This window comes from Priestia sp. P5_B4, from assembly GCF_056400385.1.
Genome location: NZ_JBFULJ010000004.1, coordinates 33,155 through 52,042, shown reverse-complemented (window position 1 = coordinate 52,042; position 18,888 = coordinate 33,155). Strand labels below are relative to the sequence as shown.

The 18,888-nt window shown below is 38.2% G+C and carries 19 protein-coding genes and 1 pseudogene; 13 read left to right on the top strand and 7 right to left on the bottom strand.

The window, feature by feature from the left end; genetic code table 11:
• The 6 genes and pseudogenes from AC1DRF_RS01355 to gerQ form a co-directional block, all read left to right on the top strand.
• A partial coding sequence (locus AC1DRF_RS01355; RefSeq protein WP_477740257.1) for an NRAMP family divalent metal transporter occupies positions 1–722 on the top strand: 722 nt, incomplete at its 5' end.
• Positions 723–774: 52 nt separating this feature from the next.
• The gene (locus tag AC1DRF_RS01350) at positions 775–1,566 is read left to right on the top strand and encodes a putative hydro-lyase (RefSeq protein ID WP_274156720.1); all 792 of its coding nucleotides are present in this window, start codon (positions 775–777) and stop codon (positions 1,564–1,566) included.
• A gap of 17 nt (positions 1,567–1,583) precedes the next feature.
• The gene (gene pxpB, locus AC1DRF_RS01345; protein WP_427076478.1) at positions 1,584–2,339 is read left to right on the top strand and encodes a 5-oxoprolinase subunit PxpB; all 756 of its coding nucleotides are present in this window, start codon (positions 1,584–1,586) and stop codon (positions 2,337–2,339) included.
• Positions 2,336–3,331: a 5-oxoprolinase subunit C family protein gene (locus AC1DRF_RS01340; protein WP_427076479.1), complete on the top strand. Its 996-nt coding sequence runs from the start codon at positions 2,336–2,338 to the stop codon at positions 3,329–3,331. Before pxpB ends, AC1DRF_RS01340 begins: the two co-directional genes overlap by 4 nt.
• A 153-nt stretch (positions 3,332–3,484) precedes the next feature.
• Positions 3,485–3,580, top strand: a pseudogene (locus AC1DRF_RS01335) (cell wall hydrolase); the annotation flags it as partial.
• Between the two features lie 26 nt (positions 3,581–3,606).
• The gene (gene gerQ, locus AC1DRF_RS01330; RefSeq protein WP_097824931.1) at positions 3,607–4,086 is read left to right on the top strand and encodes a spore coat protein GerQ; all 480 of its coding nucleotides are present in this window, start codon (positions 3,607–3,609) and stop codon (positions 4,084–4,086) included.
• Positions 4,087–4,110: 24 nt separating this feature from the next.
• Here gerQ and AC1DRF_RS01325 read toward each other — a convergent pair whose 3' ends face one another.
• The 3 genes from AC1DRF_RS01325 to AC1DRF_RS01315 all read right to left on the bottom strand — a co-directional run bounded on the left by AC1DRF_RS01325 (position 4,111) and on the right by AC1DRF_RS01315 (position 5,593).
• The gene (locus AC1DRF_RS01325) at positions 4,111–4,482 is read right to left on the bottom strand and encodes a DUF423 domain-containing protein (protein WP_013059856.1); all 372 of its coding nucleotides are present in this window, start codon (positions 4,480–4,482) and stop codon (positions 4,111–4,113) included.
• A 15-nt stretch (positions 4,483–4,497) separates the two neighbouring features.
• On the bottom strand, positions 4,498–4,815 hold the full coding sequence (locus AC1DRF_RS01320; RefSeq protein ID WP_043977526.1) for a YwdI family protein: 318 nt from the start codon (positions 4,813–4,815) through the stop codon (positions 4,498–4,500).
• Positions 4,816–4,918: 103 nt separating this feature from the next.
• Positions 4,919–5,593, bottom strand: coding sequence for a uracil-DNA glycosylase (locus AC1DRF_RS01315; RefSeq protein WP_097824932.1), 675 nt, complete (start codon positions 5,591–5,593; stop codon positions 4,919–4,921).
• 177 nt (positions 5,594–5,770) lie between these two features.
• Here AC1DRF_RS01315 and AC1DRF_RS01310 point away from each other — a divergent pair, with 177 nt between their 5' ends.
• Both AC1DRF_RS01310 and zwf read left to right on the top strand, forming a co-directional pair.
• Entirely contained in the window at positions 5,771–6,217 is a 447-nt protein-coding gene (locus tag AC1DRF_RS01310; protein ID WP_025752460.1) for a staygreen family protein, read from the top strand.
• 305 nt (positions 6,218–6,522) lie between these two features.
• Positions 6,523–8,025: a glucose-6-phosphate dehydrogenase gene (gene zwf, locus AC1DRF_RS01305; RefSeq protein ID WP_013059860.1), complete on the top strand. Its 1,503-nt coding sequence runs from the start codon at positions 6,523–6,525 to the stop codon at positions 8,023–8,025.
• A gap of 42 nt (positions 8,026–8,067) precedes the next feature.
• Here zwf and gndA read toward each other — a convergent pair whose 3' ends face one another.
• Complete coding sequence (gene gndA, locus AC1DRF_RS01300) at positions 8,068–9,480, bottom strand: NADP-dependent phosphogluconate dehydrogenase (RefSeq protein ID WP_013059861.1); 1,413 nt, start codon at positions 9,478–9,480, stop codon at positions 8,068–8,070.
• A 395-nt stretch (positions 9,481–9,875) separates the two neighbouring features.
• Here gndA and AC1DRF_RS01295 point away from each other — a divergent pair, with 395 nt between their 5' ends.
• The gene (locus AC1DRF_RS01295; RefSeq protein WP_028409727.1) at positions 9,876–11,111 is read left to right on the top strand and encodes a PucR family transcriptional regulator; all 1,236 of its coding nucleotides are present in this window, start codon (positions 9,876–9,878) and stop codon (positions 11,109–11,111) included.
• Between the two features lie 251 nt (positions 11,112–11,362).
• A complete protein-coding gene (gene ald / locus AC1DRF_RS01290) occupies positions 11,363–12,496 on the top strand; it encodes an alanine dehydrogenase (protein WP_013059863.1) in 1,134 nt (377 codons plus the stop codon).
• A gap of 62 nt (positions 12,497–12,558) precedes the next feature.
• On the opposite strand, the gene AC1DRF_RS01285 is transcribed toward ald, so the two are convergent.
• Positions 12,559–13,248: a hypothetical protein gene (locus tag AC1DRF_RS01285; protein ID WP_427076643.1), complete on the bottom strand. Its 690-nt coding sequence runs from the start codon at positions 13,246–13,248 to the stop codon at positions 12,559–12,561.
• A gap of 364 nt (positions 13,249–13,612) precedes the next feature.
• Between AC1DRF_RS01285 and pdxK the strand changes: the two genes are divergently transcribed.
• Positions 13,613–14,437, top strand: a complete 825-nt coding sequence (gene pdxK / locus AC1DRF_RS01280) for a pyridoxine/pyridoxal/pyridoxamine kinase (protein WP_013085513.1) — start codon at positions 13,613–13,615, stop codon at positions 14,435–14,437.
• A 33-nt stretch (positions 14,438–14,470) separates the two neighbouring features.
• On the opposite strand, the gene AC1DRF_RS01275 is transcribed toward pdxK, so the two are convergent.
• The gene (locus AC1DRF_RS01275) at positions 14,471–15,340 is read right to left on the bottom strand and encodes a Cof-type HAD-IIB family hydrolase (RefSeq protein ID WP_427076644.1); all 870 of its coding nucleotides are present in this window, start codon (positions 15,338–15,340) and stop codon (positions 14,471–14,473) included.
• An 88-nt stretch (positions 15,341–15,428) separates the two neighbouring features.
• The gene (pgmB, locus tag AC1DRF_RS01270; protein ID WP_043977541.1) at positions 15,429–16,136 is read right to left on the bottom strand and encodes a beta-phosphoglucomutase; all 708 of its coding nucleotides are present in this window, start codon (positions 16,134–16,136) and stop codon (positions 15,429–15,431) included.
• A 275-nt stretch (positions 16,137–16,411) separates the two neighbouring features.
• Here pgmB and AC1DRF_RS01265 point away from each other — a divergent pair, with 275 nt between their 5' ends.
• Together AC1DRF_RS01265 and AC1DRF_RS01260 are read left to right on the top strand one after the other, a co-directional pair.
• Complete coding sequence (locus AC1DRF_RS01265; protein WP_427076645.1) at positions 16,412–18,049, top strand: PTS transporter subunit IIBC; 1,638 nt, start codon at positions 16,412–16,414, stop codon at positions 18,047–18,049.
• 4 nt (positions 18,050–18,053) lie between these two features.
• Positions 18,054–18,839 (top strand): endonuclease/exonuclease/phosphatase family protein, encoded by a 786-nt coding sequence (locus tag AC1DRF_RS01260; protein ID WP_013059869.1) that lies wholly within the window; start codon positions 18,054–18,056, stop codon positions 18,837–18,839.
• Positions 18,840–18,888: the final 49 nt, after the last annotated feature.

The following is an 18,888-nucleotide window of genomic DNA, read 5'->3' as shown; positions in this document are numbered from 1 at the left end:
ATGTAGCCACTACCACTTCACCTCCCGTTGGAGAAGCTGTAGTAAAATCTTTTACACCTGACAAAATCGACATCCTTGCGATCGTTACGCTTGTTGGAGGAACAGTCGGTGGTTATATCACCTTTGCTGGTGGACATCGTCTTTTAGATGCCGGCGTAAAAGGCATCGATTCTTTACCTCAAGTAACAAAAAGTTCTGTAACAGGAATTCTTATCACTTCCGTTATGCGAATCGCTTTGTTTTTAGCTGTACTTGGCGTTGTGTCTAAAGGTTTACAAATTGACCCAGCCAATCCTCCAGCATCCGTGTTTCAGCTCGCAGCAGGAAACGTCGGGTATAAAATCTTTGGTATTGTTATGTGGTCAGCCGCTATTACGTCTGTGGTAGGAGCTGCTTATACCTCTGTTTCGTTTATTCAAACATTTAGTGAAAAACTTAATAAAAACTCAAACTGGATTATTATTGGATTTATTATTATTTCAACTCTGTCATTTGTCTTAATTGGAAAACCTGTAAAAGTTCTTCTTTTAGTTGGAGCAATCAATGGATTAATTCTGCCGATCGCTCTTGGGACTTTACTGGTTGCTGCATACAAAAAAAGCATCGTTGGCGAGTATAAACATCCTTTATGGCTTACCATTTCTGGCGTACTTGTCGTTATTGTAATGGCTTTAATGGGCGGCTATACGTTAATGGATCAACTTCCTCAATTATTTAAATAAAACAGTGTGCCCGCACGTAAGTTGCGTGGGGGCACTGATGGGAGAGAGAAACATGACAACCCTTTCGCAACTAAATCCAGCTGAACTTCGTCAGCAAATCCGTAACAACCAGCTTATTCAACCAACAGCAGGCATGGCAAATGGCTATGCTCAAGCTAATTTAGCTATTTTACCAAAACAACAAGCTTTTGACTTTCTATTGTTCTGTCAGCGTAACCCTAAATCGTGTCCTCTTTTAGATGTCACAGACGTTGGATCTCCGGTGCCAAAATTTGCAGCTCCATCTGGAGATATTCGTACAGACATTCCCAAGTATCGAATCTATGAAAATGGGGAACTAGTAAAAGAAGTAACCGATATCACAGATTACTGGACAGAAGACATGGTAGCTTTCCTTATCGGCTGCAGCTTTACATTTGAACACGCGCTTTTAAACAACGACATTCCTGTTCGTCACATTGAAGAAAATTGTAATGTCCCTATGTATAAAACAAATATTTCATGCGCTGAAGCGGGAATATTCCACGGCTCGACGGTAGTTAGTATGCGTCCAATTCCTCAGCAAGACGTAGTGCGGGCAGCCCAAGTAACTTCACGTTTTCCAGCTGTGCACGGGGGGCCTGTTCACATTGGAGATCCCGCTGCGATAGGCATTGAAGACCTTCACTCTCCGGATTTTGGCGATGCTGTTCCGATTAAGGAAGGGGAAGTGCCCGTATTTTGGGCTTGTGGTGTAACCCCTCAAGCAGTAGCAATGGAAACAAAACCTTCTATTATGATTACACATGCTCCGGGGCATATGTTTATCACAGATATTCGAGATGAAAAACTAGGTGTTTTATAAAAGAAAGAGGTGTAGATATGAATCAAACCGTAACAAAAGCGTCAGCTGTTATTTCTCCGCTTGGCGACTCAGCGCTTGTTATAACGTTTGGAGATAGCATTCAATACGACATTCATAAACAAATTAAAACGTGTAAAGATTCGATAGAATTAAATCCTTTTCCTGGATTTATCGAATGCGTGCCGGCATTTACGAACCTGACAATCTTTTATAACCCCCTTGAAGTTGTAGCAGCTGTGAAAAAGAAGGAGAAAAAAGAATTTGTTTCTCCTTTTGAAGTAGTGTCTTCTATCATTCAAAGTAAACTAGAGAATGAACGGACAGAAAAAGAGTTAAACCATCGTACGGTTTCCATTCCAGTTTGCTACGGCGGAGAGTATGGACCTGACCTTGAATATGTCGCTCGTCACCATAACTTAACAACTGAAGAGGTAATTAGTATTCATTCCGAAGGCGAATACTTAGCATATATGATTGGATTTGCTCCTGGATTTCCATTTCTCGGAGGGTTATCTGAAAGAATTGCTACGCCTCGCCGGCCGTCTCCTCGCACCTCTATTCCTGCTGGATCGGTTGGTATTGCGGGAATGCAAACAGGGGTGTATCCTATTTCCACTCCCGGAGGATGGCAATTAATTGGGCAAACGCCTATTAAACTGTTTTTACCAGAACAAAACCCACCAAGTTTGCTGCAGGCTGGAGATATTGTAAAATTCGAGCCTATCTCTAAAGAAGAGTATCAAGAACTACAGGCAAAGGAGGGGGAAAAATGAGTATGCGAGTCAGTAAAGCCGGGTTATTAACGAGCATTCAAGATTTAGGAAGAAGGGGGTTTCAGCAGCACGGTGTAATTGTAAGCGGTGCAATGGATTCTTATTCCCTCCGAATTGCTAATTTACTAGTTGGTAACGATGAAAATGAAGCGGGACTTGAAGTTACGCTAATGGGGCCTACCCTTGAAATAGAAAGCGATTGTTTAGTAGCGATTACAGGGGGAGATTTAACTCCTTCGATCAACGCAAAGCCAGTACCTATGTGGAAACCTTTATTTATTCCAAAAGGAAGCACTTTATCATTTGGTCCTTGCAAAACAGGGTGTCGTTCCTATTTATCTGTAGCAGGAGGATTTGCTATTAGTGAAGTGTTAAATAGTAAAAGTACGTATTTAAGAGGTGAAATTGGCGGCTACAAAGGAAGAGCATTACAAACAGACGATGTTTTATCTCTATCAGTTCCTGCTACTTCAAAGCCTGCTTTTGTTTCAAATGAACTGATAAACGGGGTATATACTTCTTCATGGTCCGTAAATTATAAGGAACTTGTTCACTTTACAAAGAAACCAGGTGTCCGTGTTATTAATGGCAGTCAATACGACTTATTTACACCTGAAAGCAAAAGTTATTTTACGAAAGGGCCTTTTAAAGTATCGAATCAATCAGACCGAATGGGCTATCGAATGGATGGACCTTCTCTTCAGCTTCAAGAAAAAAAAGAGTTATTGTCTGAAGCCGTTTCACAAGGTTCTGTTCAAGTCCCGCCGGATGGAAATCCCATCATCCTGTTAGCAGACCGTCAAACCACGGGGGGATACCCTAAAATTGCTCAAGTCATCACAGCGGATTTACCGCTTTTAGCTCAAGTAAAGCCCGGAGAATCCATTTATTTTTCTCACATTCCGCTTCATGAAGCGGAAAAAATCTATTTAGAAAAAGAACAGATGCTTCAAGAGTTGAAGATTGCTATTAACCTTGCGTCAACTAAATAACACAAAACGGGAGTGACAAGAAATGATAAACGTACGTGAATTGCAAGAAGTTGTTTCATTAATGAATGAATCTGGTATTCAAAAGCTTCATATTGAACATGAAGGAACAAAAGTTGTCATTGATAAAGCGGGAATTCCTTTAGAAGACACAGCTGTCCTGCTCAATGGTATAACCAAAATAACACAGGACGATTTAAATCTCACTGTTTCTTTGCACCAACTCAAGCTGATTGTCCAGGAGTTTACTAATTTCTTTTTGTTTGAAGGAGGTTCCTATGAAAAAACCAAAGTCTAATCAACCGCAACAGCAATATATGCAAAATCCGTATATGAGTCCAAACTACCCTTATTATATGCCTCAGCCGCAGCAGCCCCAGCCAGGCGGCCAGCAGGTTCAAGGGCAAACACAAGGAGGTCCGCCCCCTACCTCTTCTGGAGGCAGCGGTGCCCCGCAAGACCCAAATCAACTGCCCATTGAAGAATCATATATTGAAAATATTTTACGTTTAAATCGAGGAAAAATAGCGACTGTATATATGACGTTTGAAAATAATACACAGTGGAACGCTAAGGTCTTTAGAGGGGAAATTGAAGCAGCCGGACGCGATCATATCATTTTAAGTGATCCACAAACTGGCACTCGTTATGTGTTGCTTATGGTTTATCTCGATTACATCACTTTTGAGGGTCCAATCAAATATAACTATCCGTTTAGCGGTGGAGGCCAGCAGTTGAGCAATTATTCTCCGCGTTAAAAAAACCCCTTTTCAGGGGTTTTTTTATAGCCATTTTACAGCTGCAACAACAATTAAAATCCAAGCTACAATAAACGCAACTCCACCTAGCGGAGTAATCGCGCCGAGAACTTTAATACCGGACGTACTTAATACATAGAGACTGCCCGAAAACAGCACAATCCCCGCGAACATAATCCAGCCCGAAGCTGTTAACAAAGAAGATTGAGGAAATTTGCTTAATAGAAATGCAATGACAAACAGCCCCATTGCATGGAACATTTGGTACTGCACTCCCGTTTTCCATACCTCTAAATACTTCTCTGAAATTTTCCCTTCTAACCCGTGTGCTCCAAAAGCACCAAGAGCAACCGCTAACATTGCATTGATTGCACCGATTATTAAAAATAGTTTCATGTTTTTCTCCTCACTTTAGAAATCAAACAGACTATCGCCGTTTGCATCATCTGATTTCAATTTCGTTCCTTCAAAATTAGGTTTGGATGACTGAATAATCTGTTGCTGCATAATCTCAGGCGATTGCATCATTTCCGGTGAAGACATTACAACAGGTTTTGAAACCGAGACAGGTTTCGATACTGAAACCTCTCCATTTTGATCTAATGCAAGCTCACATAGTGCTTTTATGGCAACCAATTGATCTCGAACGTTCGCACTATTCGAATGGTGCTTTGCTTTTTGTACTTCTGCACTAATTTTATCAAGGAGCTGCGTCATTTTTATATCCATGTAGACACCTCATCTTACATTCAATATGACTTTATACAGCTATTTTATCAAAAGATGAAATAGGAGGCTATGTCTGAAGCTAATCTTCATGAAATGCTCACTTTTACACATCGTCAATTTGCCAATCAATAGATTGACGTCCTTGTTGGAGCAAAAACTCATTTGCTCGTTGAAAGTGATTATTGCCAAAAAAGCCTCGATTAGCCGAAAATGGGCTAGGGTGCGGGCTTTCCAAAATTAAATGGTGCGAATGATGAATAAGCTCCTTTTTAGCTTGTGCATGCTTGCCCCACAGCAAAAACACGACTGGCTCCTCTTTTTGTGCCACTAATTCAATAATACGATCCGTCAGCTGTTCCCACCCTTTTCCTTTGTGAGAGTTCGCTTCTCCTCTTCTAACTGTTAAAACAGTGTTAAGCAAAAGAACACCTTGTTCTGCCCATTTGACCAAATAACCATTATTTGGAATATGATAATCCATTTCACTTTTCAGCTCTTTGTAAATATTCACTAAAGAAGGCGGTGTTTTTACTCCTGGTTGAACAGAGAAGCTCAGTCCATGCGCTTGATTTGGTCCATGATAAGGATCTTGTCCCAATATGACCACTTTTACATTTTTATAATCTGTATAGTGTAAAGCATTAAAAATATCATATTTATCAGGGTAAATGGTGTGGTGATTATATTCATCCACTAAAAACTCTCGAAGCTGTATGTAATAGTCTTTTTGAAATTCTTCTTCTAATAAAGGAGCCCAGTCATTTTTTAAAATACTCATCGCTTATCACCTCATAATAATCTTTTTTGTTATTTTATCGTAAACTCTGCCCCCTGCTCAAACGTTGCCTGCTTTAAATATGCTAAGAGCCTGGGCATATTTTAATATTGTCATGTTCAATGAAACTTTGTATACACTTATAAAGAGTGTATTTTTATATTAAAGGAGGGATTCCATATGATCATTAGCAATCCCCACCAAATAGATGTAACCTACAGCCTGGGTGTTACACCCGTTGAACCAATGATACCAAGAAAATACACCGTTTTCCCAGGTCAACACACTTCTGTTCCTTCCATTCAAATCGGCATTGAATTTGCCTACGATCATATGCAAAAAGAGCGGAACGAATATTTAGCATCCTTCGTCTTTGATAAAGGTTTTTATTCCCTTACTGTGTATTATTACATCGGTGCGCATACATCAACAGATGAAACCATTACACGCTACCTTCACTTTTTAGAACAGCTCCCTGTCATTCTATCGTCCATCTATCACGCTGATGCTTCTTTTTTCGAAAAACATCCACTTTTAATGCACTGTCCTATTTTTATCATCGCCGATAGTCCTGACTTGCCATTTTCAACAAAAAAATCTATCGGTTCCCTGTATCAATATAAATAAATGAGAAAAGCTACTGTTAAAATAACGGTAGCTTTTTCTCCGTATTCGAAACAAAATACTTTTAAACTTGTTAAAAACATGGAATAATAACTACAAATTGTTTTAATCTATTTGCGTTAACCCTTTAAAATCGTTACAATTTATTAGTAGTTCTATACATAAAGGAAAAGGTAAACAAGCAATCATTCGTTTGTTTATAAAGGCCGAGTTTAACGGGCAATGAATCCCCAGATTTCATTTAAGTGTTGTCTGTTAAAGCGGAAAAAAATTGAACGTAACTACGACAAAGTGAGGTCCTAGAAGTAATGACAAATGTACAACCAAAATCCATTATCGTAATTTTTGGCGCTACAGGTGATTTAGCAAAACGTAAGTTATTCCCCTCTATTTTCCGCTTATATAAAGCGAACAAACTATCGGAAGATTTCGCTGTTGTTGGTGTCGCAAGAAGACCTTGGACTAATGACGAATTACGCGAAAATGTAAAAAAATCAGTGAGCAGTTTCAAAAACAGTGACGCTGACATTGAAAAGTTTGCTTCACATTTTTATTACCAACCGTTTGACGTAACAGATGTCGCTTCTTATCAAGAATTAAAAAGCCTAACAGAAAGCCTTGATGAGCAATACAACGTGCCTGGAAATCGTATTTTCTATCTAGCAATGGCACCTGAATTTTTCGGAACAATTGCTTCGAATTTAAAAAATGAAGGTTTAACACAAACAGACGGTTGGAGTCGCCTAGTCATTGAAAAGCCGTTTGGTCATGATTATCCTTCCGCTAAAGAACTAAACGAACAAATTCGCCATGCATTTAAGGAAGATCAAATTTATCGTATCGACCACTACCTCGGTAAAGAAATGGTGCAAAATATCGAAGTTATCCGTTTTGCAAATGCTCTATTTGAACCGATGTGGAACAACCAATACATTTCAAACATCCAAATTACGTCTAGCGAGACGCTTGGTGTAGAAGATCGTGGCCGTTACTATGAATCTTCAGGTGCCCTTCGAGATATGGTACAAAATCATATGCTTCAAATGGTAGCATTGCTTGCAATGGAACCGCCAATTAAATTAACACCGGAAGAAATTCGTAGTGAAAAAGTAAAAGTACTGCGTGCTCTTCGCTCTTTATCAGTAGATGAAGTAGATGATTATTTTGTACGAGGCCAATACGGCAAAGGTGTACTTGAAGGAGAAGAAGTGATCGGCTACCGCGAAGGAAACTCGGTTGATCCTGAGTCTAACACCGCTACATTTGTTTCTGGTAAGCTTATGATCGATAACTTCAGATGGGCTGGCGTACCAATTTATATCCGTACAGGTAAACGCATGAAAGAAAAAGCAACGACAATTGTTGTACAGTTCAAAGACTTACCAATGAACCTGTACTTCAATAAAGATAAAGAAATTCATCCAAACTTGCTTGTCATTCATATCCAACCGGAAGAAGGCATTACGCTTCACTTAAACGCGCGTAAAACGCCGGGTGCAACATCGTCCACACCAATTAACTTGAACTATTGCAATAACTGTGGAGATAAAATGAATACACCGGAAGCTTATGAGCGCCTTATTTATGATTGCATGCTTGGAGATGCAACGAACTTTACTCACTGGGATGAAGTAGCCCTTTCTTGGAAGTTTGTTGATACCATTTCAGAAGCATGGGAAAGCACAAAAGCACAAAACTTCCCGAACTACGAATCAGGTTCAATGGGACCAAAAGAATCAGACGCATTGCTTGCTGAAGACGGTTTCCACTGGTGGCCAGTCGGAGAAGACAACTTCTCACCTAAAGAGTAAATAAAAAAAGCAGCTGTAGTATACAGCTGCTTTTCTTGTTTTTTATTTTAACCACTCAGTATGGAATACGCCCTCTTTATCAACACGTTGATATGTGTGAGCTCCGAAGTAGTCACGTTGCGCTTGTAAAAGGTTCGCTGGTAACGTTTCTGTACGGTAGCTGTCATAGTAAGCTAATGCACTTGAGAAACTTGGTACAGGAATACCTTGTTTAACCGCAATTGAAATAACTTCACGAAGAGCCGACTGATAGCCTTCTACGATATCCTTGAAGTATGGGTCTAATAATAAGTTTGTTAGATCTGCATCGCGATCGTAAGCTTCTTTAATTTTTTGTAAGAATTGTGCACGGATGATACAACCACCACGGAAGATCATTGCAATATCACCGTACTGTAAATTCCAGTCATATTCTTCAGAAGCTGCTTTCATTTGAGCAAACCCTTGCGCATATGAACAAATTTTACTCATGTACAATGCTTTACGGATTGCTTCTACTAATTCGGTTTTATCACCTTCAAATGCAGCTGCATTTGGACCGCTCAATACCTTGCTTGCTTTTACACGTTCTTCTTTCATAGCTGAAATAAAGCGCGCAAATACAGATTCCGTAATGATTGGTAGTGGTACACCTAAGTCAAGCGCACTTTGGCTTGTCCATTTACCTGTACCCTTTTGACCTGCAGTGTCTAAAATAACGTCTACAAGTGCTTTACCTGTTTCTTCATCTTTTTTCGTAAAGATATCAGCTGTGATTTCAATTAAGTAGCTATCTAGCTCGCCTTTATTCCATTCAGCAAATACTTCATGTAGTTCATCTGTTTCTAAACCTAATACGTTTTTCATAATGAAGTATGCTTCACAAATTAACTGCATATCGCCATACTCGATGCCGTTATGAACCATTTTCACGTAGTGACCTGCACCATTTGGTCCAATGTATGTGCAGCAATCATCGCCTTCAACTTTCGCTGAAATAGCTGTTAAGATTGGTTTTACAAGTTCATATGCTTCTTTTTGTCCGCCAGGCATGATTGAAGGTCCTTTTAATGCGCCTTCTTCTCCGCCGGATACGCCTGTACCGATGAAATGGATACCTAATTCTTCTAGCTCTTTGTTACGACGAATTGTATCCTGGAAGAATGTATTTCCGCCATCGATTAAAATGTCGCCTTTTTCTAAGTATGGTTTTAACGAATCAATTGTTGCATCTGTAGCAGCACCAGCTTTAACCATTAATAAAATTTTACGCGGTTTTTCAAGAGAATTAATAAACTCTTCCACACTGTATGTACCTGCAAAATTTTTACCTTCTGCTTCTGTTTTTAGGAACTCTTCTGTCTTTTCAGGAGAGCGGTTATAAACTGAAACAGAATAGCCTCTGCTCTCAATGTTTAGCGCCAAGTTTTTCCCCATAACCGCTAAACCGATAACACCGATTTGTTGTTTTGCCATGTTAAATTCTTCCCTTCATGTGTAATATGAATTGGTCAACCTAATCGTAACTGAACATATCATAAAGAAAGTTACAGATTCAAGTTTGATATAACCATAATCATACGTTTTATTATACACATTTGAAAAGAATCATGCTCACCGAACATTGATTATTTTGAAGAAAATTTCGATAAAATAAGCGAAATGAACGCAGTTACTAATCATCCGTACATTCTTAACTACCTTTAGACGCATTTTAACATTTTCTTAAACAATTACTTTTGTTAAAATATTAAGCAGTTAATCATTTCAATGAATTGATGATCAACACGGTTGTTACCGTTTTACTATATTTATTGTAGCTAAAAAGCTGTACTAGTACTTATTTTGTTTTATGAAGAGGGATTTTATATATGACGAAACCAATCAAAGATCCGTTCAAGGAAAATTTTGATACGCTTGAAGAATTCGCTGATCGCATTAGCGAAGTATTGAACTGTCCTATTACCATTGAAGATGCTAATCATCGCTTATTAGCTTATAGCACCCATGACGAAAGAACGGACCAGGCGCGTATTGCCACAATTATTGGAAGAAGAGTTCCGGAAAAAGTCATCAACAACTTATGGAAAGAAGGCATTATTCCTAAACTGCTTGAGACAAATGAACCTGTGCGTGTGAAAAATATAAATGAAATTGGGCTTGGAGATCGCATAGCTATTTCCATCTGGAAAAATGAAGAAGTTCTAGGATTCATCTGGGCTGTTGAAATTGAGAAAGCCTTAGGCGACGAAGAAGTAGAGCTATTAAAAAAAGCTGCGAATGTATTAAAAAATAAATTGCTACAGCTTCAAATTCGAAAGTATAAACGAGAGGAACGTTCACAAGAATTTTTCTGGAAATTATTAACTGGTCACATTAAGTCTCGCCAAGAAATTTCAGAAGCGTTTTATGAAGCTCAAATTACAGCTCCATCAACGTTTTCCATTGCTATCTTTCGCTTCCAAGAAGATATTACGCCTGAAGCTGAACGTCAAATCTCGTATATGTTAAAAACGATGCATCGCTTGAAAATCGTTCTTTATACGATTGATTGCAATGACTTAATCTTACTGCTTTCTTTGGATGCGGTTGAAAACCCTCTTGATGAACAGCGAGATTTTGTAGACTATTTTAGAGGCAACATGTATGAACGCTTTGATGTTACTCAAATTAAAGCCAGCTGCAGCAGTATTTATTCATCGCACGATCATATCGAAAAAAGTTATAAAGAAGCCTTGAACGTATTAGATATGAAAAGTAAGTTTCCAGAAGAAACGAAAGAGATTATTAACTATCAGGAATTAGGTATTTATCAATTTCTTGATGTTATTTTAGAAAAGCGCGTGCAAGATCAATTTGAAAACCATTCTTTAAAGAAGCTAACTGATTACGATCTTCGTCATAATAGCAACTTGGTGGAGACTCTCGAAGTATTTTTAAATAATGATAATAACATTAACGAAGCAGCAAAAGAATTAAATGTGCATATGAATACACTTAGCTATCGATTAAAGCGAATTTCAGAGATTGGTGATATTAACTTAAAGGACGTTAATCAAAAAATGACTCTTTATATTGATATTAAGTTAATGAAATATAAAAAATAACAGATAATGTAACTTCTTTTAACATTGAGCTATTCGTTTATTTTCTAATAAACAAATAGCTCTTTTTTTACTTTTTATTTCCTTATGATGTTAGATGACCTTACATAAAAATTAAAAATTCTGATAAGTAAGCGTTTACATTTGTGTGTTTAAACAAAAATCACTTCTTCAATTCTTCTTTCTAGACAAAGAAATTTCATAAAACTTTCTTTATACTAAAGGTACACAAACGACCAAGGGGGAAATTAATCATGATTATTGGCGTACCAAAAGAAATCAAAAACAACGAAAACCGAGTAGCGATTACACCAGCAGGCGTAGCATCATTTGTTGGTACAGGTCATCGTGTATTAATTGAAAATGAAGCGGGTATTGGAAGTAACTTCACAAACGAAGATTATGTAAAAGCTGGAGCTGAAATCGTTGAGACAGCAGCTGACGTTTGGGCACAAGCTGAAATGGTTATGAAAGTAAAAGAACCATTAGCAAGTGAATACGGCTATTTTAGACCAGGTCTTATCTTATTCACATACCTTCACTTAGCAGCTGAACCAGCACTAGCAAAAGCATTAAAAGATAGCGGCGTAACAGCCATTGCTTATGAAACAGTAGCAGTAAATCGTACATTGCCTCTATTAACACCTATGAGTGAAGTAGCAGGACGTATGGCTGCTCAAATCGGTGCACAATTCCTTCAAAAATCAAACGGTGGAAAAGGAATTTTATTAGCGGGTGTTCCTGGAGTTAGCCGCGGAAAAGTAACGATTATCGGAGGCGGCGGTGTTGGTACAAATGCTGCAAAAATCGCAATCGGTCTCGGTGCTGATGTAACAATTATTGATTTAAGTCCTGAACGCCTACGTCAATTAGACGATATCTTTGGCAACCAAATCAATACGCTAGTGTCAAACCCTTACAATATTGCGGATGCAGTAGCAGAGTCAGATTTAGTGATTGGCGCAGTATTAATTCCAGGTGCAAAAGCTCCAAAACTAGTAACGGAAGAAATGGTGAAAACAATGAAGCCAGGTTCTGTTATTGTTGACGTAGCAATCGACCAAGGTGGTATTGTTGAAACAATCGACCACATTACAACACACGATCAGCCGACTTATGAAAAGCATGGGGTTGTACACTATGCAGTTGCAAACATGCCGGGAGCAGTTCCTCGCACATCAACAATTGCTTTAACAAACGTAACCGTACCTTACGCACTTCAAATTGCTTCTAAAGGTGTTCACAAAGCAATCGCTCAAAACGAAGCGTTAAAATTAGGAGTGAACGTTGCAAACGGAGCCATTACGTACGAAGCAGTTGCACATGATTTAGGTTATGATTATGTATCAGTAGACGTAGCTCTTGAAAAAGAATTAGCTTCTATCTAATAAATAGTGAAAAACGTCCTTAACCCGCTGTTAAGGGCGTTTTTATTTTACATGAACAACAATTAGCTATAAAAAACACGACTATTTAAAGCTTTGTGTATCTGTTCACTGGTAATCTCCGGTACTATTGGCCAGAATTCAGGAGTAGGAAACATAAGGTTACTAGGCGTTCTATTATGATTTCCATCTAGTTCATGAAAAGGTTCTGGATCATCCGTCTCGTTAAAACGATTCGTAATAAACATAAAATGACCTAATTCATGTGCGAGAAGATACTCATCTGTACTTGCATTTGTCATAATAATAAGCGGAAAAGAATTATAAGTTACAGCGAGAGTAGATGAATAATCAAAATTAACAGGCCCAAATCTATTTCCATTCATGTAAAATACATACACATCAGCATTTTGACAAACTTTTCGGCCAGTTTTAAGCATTGCTTGTACCATTGTAAGATGACTAGCCCCTCCAATTGGAAAATCTTCCGCATTATTAACAATGCCACTGATGTTTTCCAAAAAAACAACTGAACGTGTAATAGTAAATGTAACACCTTGGATTAATCGGTTTTTCTCATATTGTTTCCATATTTTATTAGCAGCGGCTATGTCTCTTTTTACACGATTGGGAACTATAGACTGATTATCTGTGGAGTTTCGATCAACTTTAGCTCCTGGTAATACAATTATACAAACATTTAAAGTGCCTGCCTTAACAGTTCTGAAGTGATCATTTGTTAAATTTGAATTCATATAATAATCTTTGTGGTTTTTTCTGCGAGGTTGTGATTTATTGAAAGCATACGAATCGTCTTTATAACTGTCATGATTAGAATGTTTTTTTATGTGAATCACCCTTTCTTAAGTTTCTCTTTATTTTATTCATGAAAAGAAAGAGTGCTTGTACCATAAGGTAAAAGAGGCTAAGACAAAAGTATACATTTAGGATTCATACAGTTTTTAGAAATTGAATATCTACATTAAAAGCGATAAAATAAAAGAAAAAGTGAAAAGTGAATGGAAGAAATTTATCTAAAACACATTGGGCAGCTAAAAACCGACCGGTGGAAGTTTTACTCTATTTTCTCTATGAACTTAAAATACGGGAGGATTTTTTATGACAATGAATAAAGCATTAACCATTGCGGGTTCTGACAGCAGCGGCGGAGCTGGCATTCAAGCGGATTTAAAAACATTCCAAGAACTGGGTGTTTACGGAATGACAGCTTTAACAACAATTGTAACAATGGATCCCGATAACAGCTGGTCTCATAACGTATTTCCGCAAGAAGTTTCAACTGTTGAACAGCAGTTGAAAACAATTGTAAAAGGCGTAGGCGTACAAGCTCTAAAAACAGGTATGCTTGGCTCAGTGGAAATTATTGAACTAGCCGCAAAAACAATTGAAGAATATGGTTTAAAAAATGTCGTAGTAGATCCTGTGATGGTATGTAAAGGAGAAGACGAAGCGCTTCACCCGGAAACAACTGTCAGCTTGCGTGATGTACTAGTTCCAAAAGCAACAGTCGTAACCCCTAATTTATTTGAAGCTAGTCAATTAAGTGGACTTGGTCCTATCAAAACGGTCGATAAAATGAAAGAAGCAGCCGTCAAGATTTTTGACCTTGGTGCCGAATATGTATTGATTAAAGGCGGAAGTAAATTGGCGCATGAAAAAGCAATTGATTTGCTTTATGATGGAAAAACGTTTGAGATCTTAGAGTCTGAACGTATTGAAACAACATTCACGCACGGTGCTGGATGCACATACTCAGCTGCGATTGCTGCTGAATTGGCAAAAGGCAGTGACGTCAAACAAGCTATTTATACAGCAAAAGAATTTATTACAGAAGCAATTCGTCATTCATTTGCTTTAAATCAATATGTTGGACCGACAAATCACGGTGCATACCGTCGTAACAAGGAGAAAGTAACAAACTAAAAAGCATGCCTAAAGGCATGCTTTTTAGTTTGCTTATTGTTTAACTGTTTCAAGCGCATTCAAAATAGCTTGAGCTACGCCGTGCTCGTCATTTGTTCCTGTTACGATATGAGCAAATTCTTTAATTTCTTGAGGGGCATTCCCCATCGCTACAGCACGTCCAACTCGCTGAAACATCGATACGTCGTTATAATTGTCTCCAATGGCCATCGTTTCTTCTAGAGAAATATGGCGTTCTTGAACAAATGATGTAACTGCAATTCCTTTTTGAGCATTTTCATCATTTATTTCAATATTTTCTTTACCAGATGCACTGACTGCAATCGAATCTAACTTCACAAGTTCTATTTTTGCCTGTTCTAACTTTTCTTCGTCAAAAGAGAAAGCAAGCAGCTTATAAATGTCCTTGTTTGGATCTTGAAATAACGCTTCATACTCTTCAATAAGCTTTACTCTGCCGCTATTGAAACGCTCTTTTGCCGCTTCTAACGATTTTTCATAATTATCTTTTAAGCTAGCGCTTAAATAAATATCCATTAATACCGACAAAGCTTTTTCATAGTCATTTGAATACGTGCCTTTACTTGTATAGACTTCAAAGTACAGCTGAAACTTCTTAAAAATATCCTCTACTTCGCGAATAGATTCCATCGTCATGCCTACTGAATATTGTTTTTCTCCTTGTGGATTCCGAAGCTCTGCTCCGTTTGCACAAATTAAATATGTATGAAGTCCTGCTTCTTCTAAAACATAACGGGCCTCTTCATAAGAACGTCCCGTAGCAACAACAACTTCCACCCCTGCCTTTTGAGCTGTCTTAATCGCTTGGGCATTTTCTTTACTTACAACTTGTTCACTATTTACTAAAGTTCCATCCATATCGATCGCAATACATTTAATCATGATGTACCCCTTCCTATGCATCTTTGCTCTCTTATTTTATTCTAGCATATGTTTTTTTGCGCTTTGCTACTTGCATGTAAAAGATTTACTAATTTTTTGTATACGCGCTGTTATAATCTGTTCCTTTTCTTGCTTTTTCGAAAACCTCTTTGATCGTCTTTAAATGCAAATCAGCTGTTGAATATACGTGAAAACTCACATCCTCTTCCTTCAGATGCTTACCAACGCCGATAGAAACCATATCTGTTTGATTAATAGCTTTTATACCGGCCTCTCCATCTTCTATGCCCACACATGCATAGGGTTTTACTTGTAATTGATCGGCAGCTGTCAAAAATATTTCTGGATCTGGTTTTCCCTTCTTTATTTTTCTCACATCCACAATGCAATCAAAAAAAGAACGTATTCCTAGCGAATCTATTACAGTATTTGCATTTGAACTAGAAGAAGCAATTCCCATTTTAATGCCTTGCTTTTTGCAATCCTCTAACAACAATTGTATTCCTGGAAGTAGATGATCCTTTGTCATTTCCCTTATTAATGCTTGGTAATGCTTATTCTTTTCATCAGCAAGCTGTTCTTTTTTTTCCACTGTAAGACGTACGTTGCCTTGTGCAGCAATGAGCTCTACAGTTTTCACTCGGCTGATCCCCTGCAGCTGCTGATTCAGTTCTTCAGAAAATGAAACGTTAAGTTGATCTGCTACTTTTTTATTTGCTCTATAATATAAATGTACCGTATCTGCAATAACACCGTCTAAATCAAAAATAATCGCTTGTAGCCCTTCTTTTTTCATATTATCCTCCTCTGTACTTGTCTTTATGCCATTACTTGAATGCTTTGATTACATTCTATCGTGTTAAAATACCGGTAATACTGTTCACTTTATCATAAAATTTTTTTCATCATTTATGATTCATGAATAAATTTTTCAAAAAAAGAGAAATTACAGTCTTGCATTATGAAAGCCCTTTTATTACAATAAGGTTATGCAAACGGTTGCACTATCTTTGAAATATAGTTTATCAAAAAATAAAATGAAAACCCATACATAGGGGAAGGGGAAAAACTATGAAGAAGTTCTTTTCATTTGATTTTTGGCAGAAATTTGGTAAGGCTTTATTAGTAGTAGTAGCGGTTATGCCCGCAGCTGGTATTATGATTTCACTTGGAAAACTAGTTGCAATGACTGGAGGAGACGTCACTGCTGTACAAACAATTGCACGCGTGATGGAAGACATAGGCTGGGGTATCATTACAAATCTTCATATTTTGTTCGCTGTTGCCATCGGGGGCTCTTGGGCAAAAGAACGTGCTGGAGGTGCATTTGCTGCACTCATCGCATTCATTCTTATTAATCGAATTACAGGAGCCATTTTCGGAGTTAAAGCAGAAATGCTCTCAGATTCAAAAGCAACGGTTCAATCACTGTTTGGACAAGAATTAGTTGTAAAAGACTACTTCACATCTATTTTAGGATCTCCTGCTCTTAACATGGGAGTGTTCGTAGGAATTATCGCCGGGTTTTTAGGTGCGAATTTATTCAATAAATATTACAACTATGATAAATTGCCTGAAGCCCTTTCGTTTTTTAACGGCAAACGCTTCGTACCATTTGTGGTCATCGGTGGTTCAGTTGTAACGGCACTGCTTTTATCCATTGTATGGCCGTTCATCCAAGGTTCATTAAACAGCTTCGGACAGTGGATTGCAACATCTAGAGACACAGCTCCTATTCTAGCACCATTTATTTTCGGAGCATTGGAGCGCCTGCTTCTTCCATTTGGTCTTCATCATATGCTGACAGTTCCTATGAACTACACGGAGCTAGGCGGAACGTACAAAATTTTAACAGGTTCTGGAGCAGGTTCCACTGTTGCCGGTCAAGATCCTTTGTGGCTTGCTTGGATTGCAGATTTAAATAATTTCCGCGCTGCAGGAGATATGGACAGCTACAAACAGCTCTTACATGACGTTACACCTGCACGATTTAAAGTAGGACAGATGATTTTATCTTGTGCGTCATTAATTGGAATCGCTTTAGCAATGTATCGTAACGTAGATCCTGACAAACGTTCAAAATATCGTTCAATGTTCTTTTCAGCTGGACTAGCTGTTTTCTTAACAGGCGTAACAGAACCAATCGAATTTATGTTCATGTTCGCAGCACCTCTTTTATATGTCGTATATGCAATTATGACTGGACTGGCTTTTGCCATTGTTGATATTGTTCATGTTCGCGTACACTCCTTTGGCGTAATTGAACTATTAACACGTATACCAATGATTATCAAAGCCGGACTATGGGCTGACTTAATGAACTTTGTCATCGCCTGCCTTGTATTCTTTGGCTTAAATTTTGGAGTGGCAAACTTCTTAATCAAACGTTTTAACTTCCCAACGCCGGGACGTAACGGAAACTATATCGATGAAGAAACAACTGCAACAAGCAGCAAGCAGGTGAAAAATGATTCGCTTGCCCCAGTCATTATTGGACTGCTTGGCGGAGAAAACAATATTGAAGACGTTGATGCTTGTATGACTCGCTTACGTGTAACGGTAAAAGATATACATGCCGTTGCAGGAGAAAGTGAGTGGAAACAAAACGGAGCCCTTGGTTTAATCTTGAAAGATAAAGGGGTACAAGCTATTTATGGACCTAAAGCGGATGTTTTGAAATCCGACATTCAAGATTTGTTAGGAGCTTAACATAATGAAGCTATTAACGTTAAATTGCCACTCTTGGCAAGAGGAAAATCAGCTAGACAAGTTATCTTGTCTAGCTGAAGTAATTAAAAAAGAAAAATATGATGTCATTGCTTTACAGGAAGTAAGCCAAAAAGTAGACGCACCTTATGTATATGACTACATTCGCAGCGATAATTACGCTTGGCTTCTAGCAAAAGAACTGGGTAAGCAAGGTGAAGACTATCAATTAGTATGGGATTTATCTCATATAGGCTATGAAGTGTATGAAGAAGGAATTGCCATTTTAACGAAACACCCGATTATTGAAGAGCATTCATTTTTTGTTTCACAAACGTCAAACATTGACTATTGGAAAACGAGAAGAATTGTTGGAGCCACAATCGAATATGAAAAAGAACTCCTTACGTTTTATTCTTGTCATCTTGGCTGGTGGGATGACGAGGAAGAGCCGTTCAAGCAGCAAGTTGATACGCTGCTAGCTCATGTACACAAAGATAACCCATTTTTCCTACTCGGAGACTTTAATAATGACGCTCATAGACGAAATGAAGGTTACGACTACCTGTTGAGCCAAGGCCTCTATGATACGTATACTCTATCGAACAAAAAAGACAGCGGTATTACAGTTAAAGGCAACATTGCTGGATGGGATGATAATGAACGGGCACTGCGCCTTGATCTAATTCTATCGAGTCATGCGCAGGACATTCAGTCATCAACTGTGGTGTTTAACGGCATACATTATCCCGTTGTTTCCGACCATTTTGGGGTAAGTGTTGAAGTGAAATAAGTGACATAAAGCGAACGAATAACGTTCGCTTTTTTTCGTGTGATTATGA

What these genes read in the sequence shown, in the direction of transcription:
- AC1DRF_RS01310 (WP_025752460.1), top strand. Translation starts at nt 5,771, where the DNA reads ATGATCATTAGCAATCCCCACCAAATAGATGTAACCTACAGCCTGGGT.
- AC1DRF_RS01340 (WP_427076479.1), top strand. Translation starts at nt 2,336, where the DNA reads ATGAGTATGCGAGTCAGTAAAGCCGGGTTATTAACGAGCATTCAAGAT.
- AC1DRF_RS01350 (WP_274156720.1), top strand. Translation starts at nt 775, where the DNA reads ATGACAACCCTTTCGCAACTAAATCCAGCTGAACTTCGTCAGCAAATC.
- AC1DRF_RS01325 (WP_013059856.1), bottom strand. Translation starts at nt 4,482, where the DNA reads ATGAAACTATTTTTAATAATCGGTGCAATCAATGCAATGTTAGCGGTT.
- gndA (WP_013059861.1), bottom strand. Translation starts at nt 9,480, where the DNA reads ATGGCAAAACAACAAATCGGTGTTATCGGTTTAGCGGTTATGGGGAAA.
- AC1DRF_RS01265 (WP_427076645.1), top strand. Translation starts at nt 16,412, where the DNA reads ATGAAGAAGTTCTTTTCATTTGATTTTTGGCAGAAATTTGGTAAGGCT.
- pgmB (WP_043977541.1), bottom strand. Translation starts at nt 16,136, where the DNA reads ATGAAAAAAGAAGGGCTACAAGCGATTATTTTTGATTTAGACGGTGTT.
- AC1DRF_RS01295 (WP_028409727.1), top strand. Translation starts at nt 9,876, where the DNA reads ATGACGAAACCAATCAAAGATCCGTTCAAGGAAAATTTTGATACGCTT.
- pdxK (WP_013085513.1), top strand. Translation starts at nt 13,613, where the DNA reads ATGACAATGAATAAAGCATTAACCATTGCGGGTTCTGACAGCAGCGGC.
- ald (WP_013059863.1), top strand. Translation starts at nt 11,363, where the DNA reads ATGATTATTGGCGTACCAAAAGAAATCAAAAACAACGAAAACCGAGTA.
- zwf (WP_013059860.1), top strand. Translation starts at nt 6,523, where the DNA reads ATGACAAATGTACAACCAAAATCCATTATCGTAATTTTTGGCGCTACA.
- AC1DRF_RS01275 (WP_427076644.1), bottom strand. Translation starts at nt 15,340, where the DNA reads ATGATTAAATGTATTGCGATCGATATGGATGGAACTTTAGTAAATAGT.
- AC1DRF_RS01260 (WP_013059869.1), top strand. Translation starts at nt 18,054, where the DNA reads ATGAAGCTATTAACGTTAAATTGCCACTCTTGGCAAGAGGAAAATCAG.
- AC1DRF_RS01285 (WP_427076643.1), bottom strand. Translation starts at nt 13,248, where the DNA reads ATGAATTCAAATTTAACAAATGATCACTTCAGAACTGTTAAGGCAGGC.
- pxpB (WP_427076478.1), top strand. Translation starts at nt 1,584, where the DNA reads ATGAATCAAACCGTAACAAAAGCGTCAGCTGTTATTTCTCCGCTTGGC.
- AC1DRF_RS01320 (WP_043977526.1), bottom strand. Translation starts at nt 4,815, where the DNA reads ATGGATATAAAAATGACGCAGCTCCTTGATAAAATTAGTGCAGAAGTA.
- gerQ (WP_097824931.1), top strand. Translation starts at nt 3,607, where the DNA reads ATGAAAAAACCAAAGTCTAATCAACCGCAACAGCAATATATGCAAAAT.
- AC1DRF_RS01315 (WP_097824932.1), bottom strand. Translation starts at nt 5,593, where the DNA reads ATGAGTATTTTAAAAAATGACTGGGCTCCTTTATTAGAAGAAGAATTT.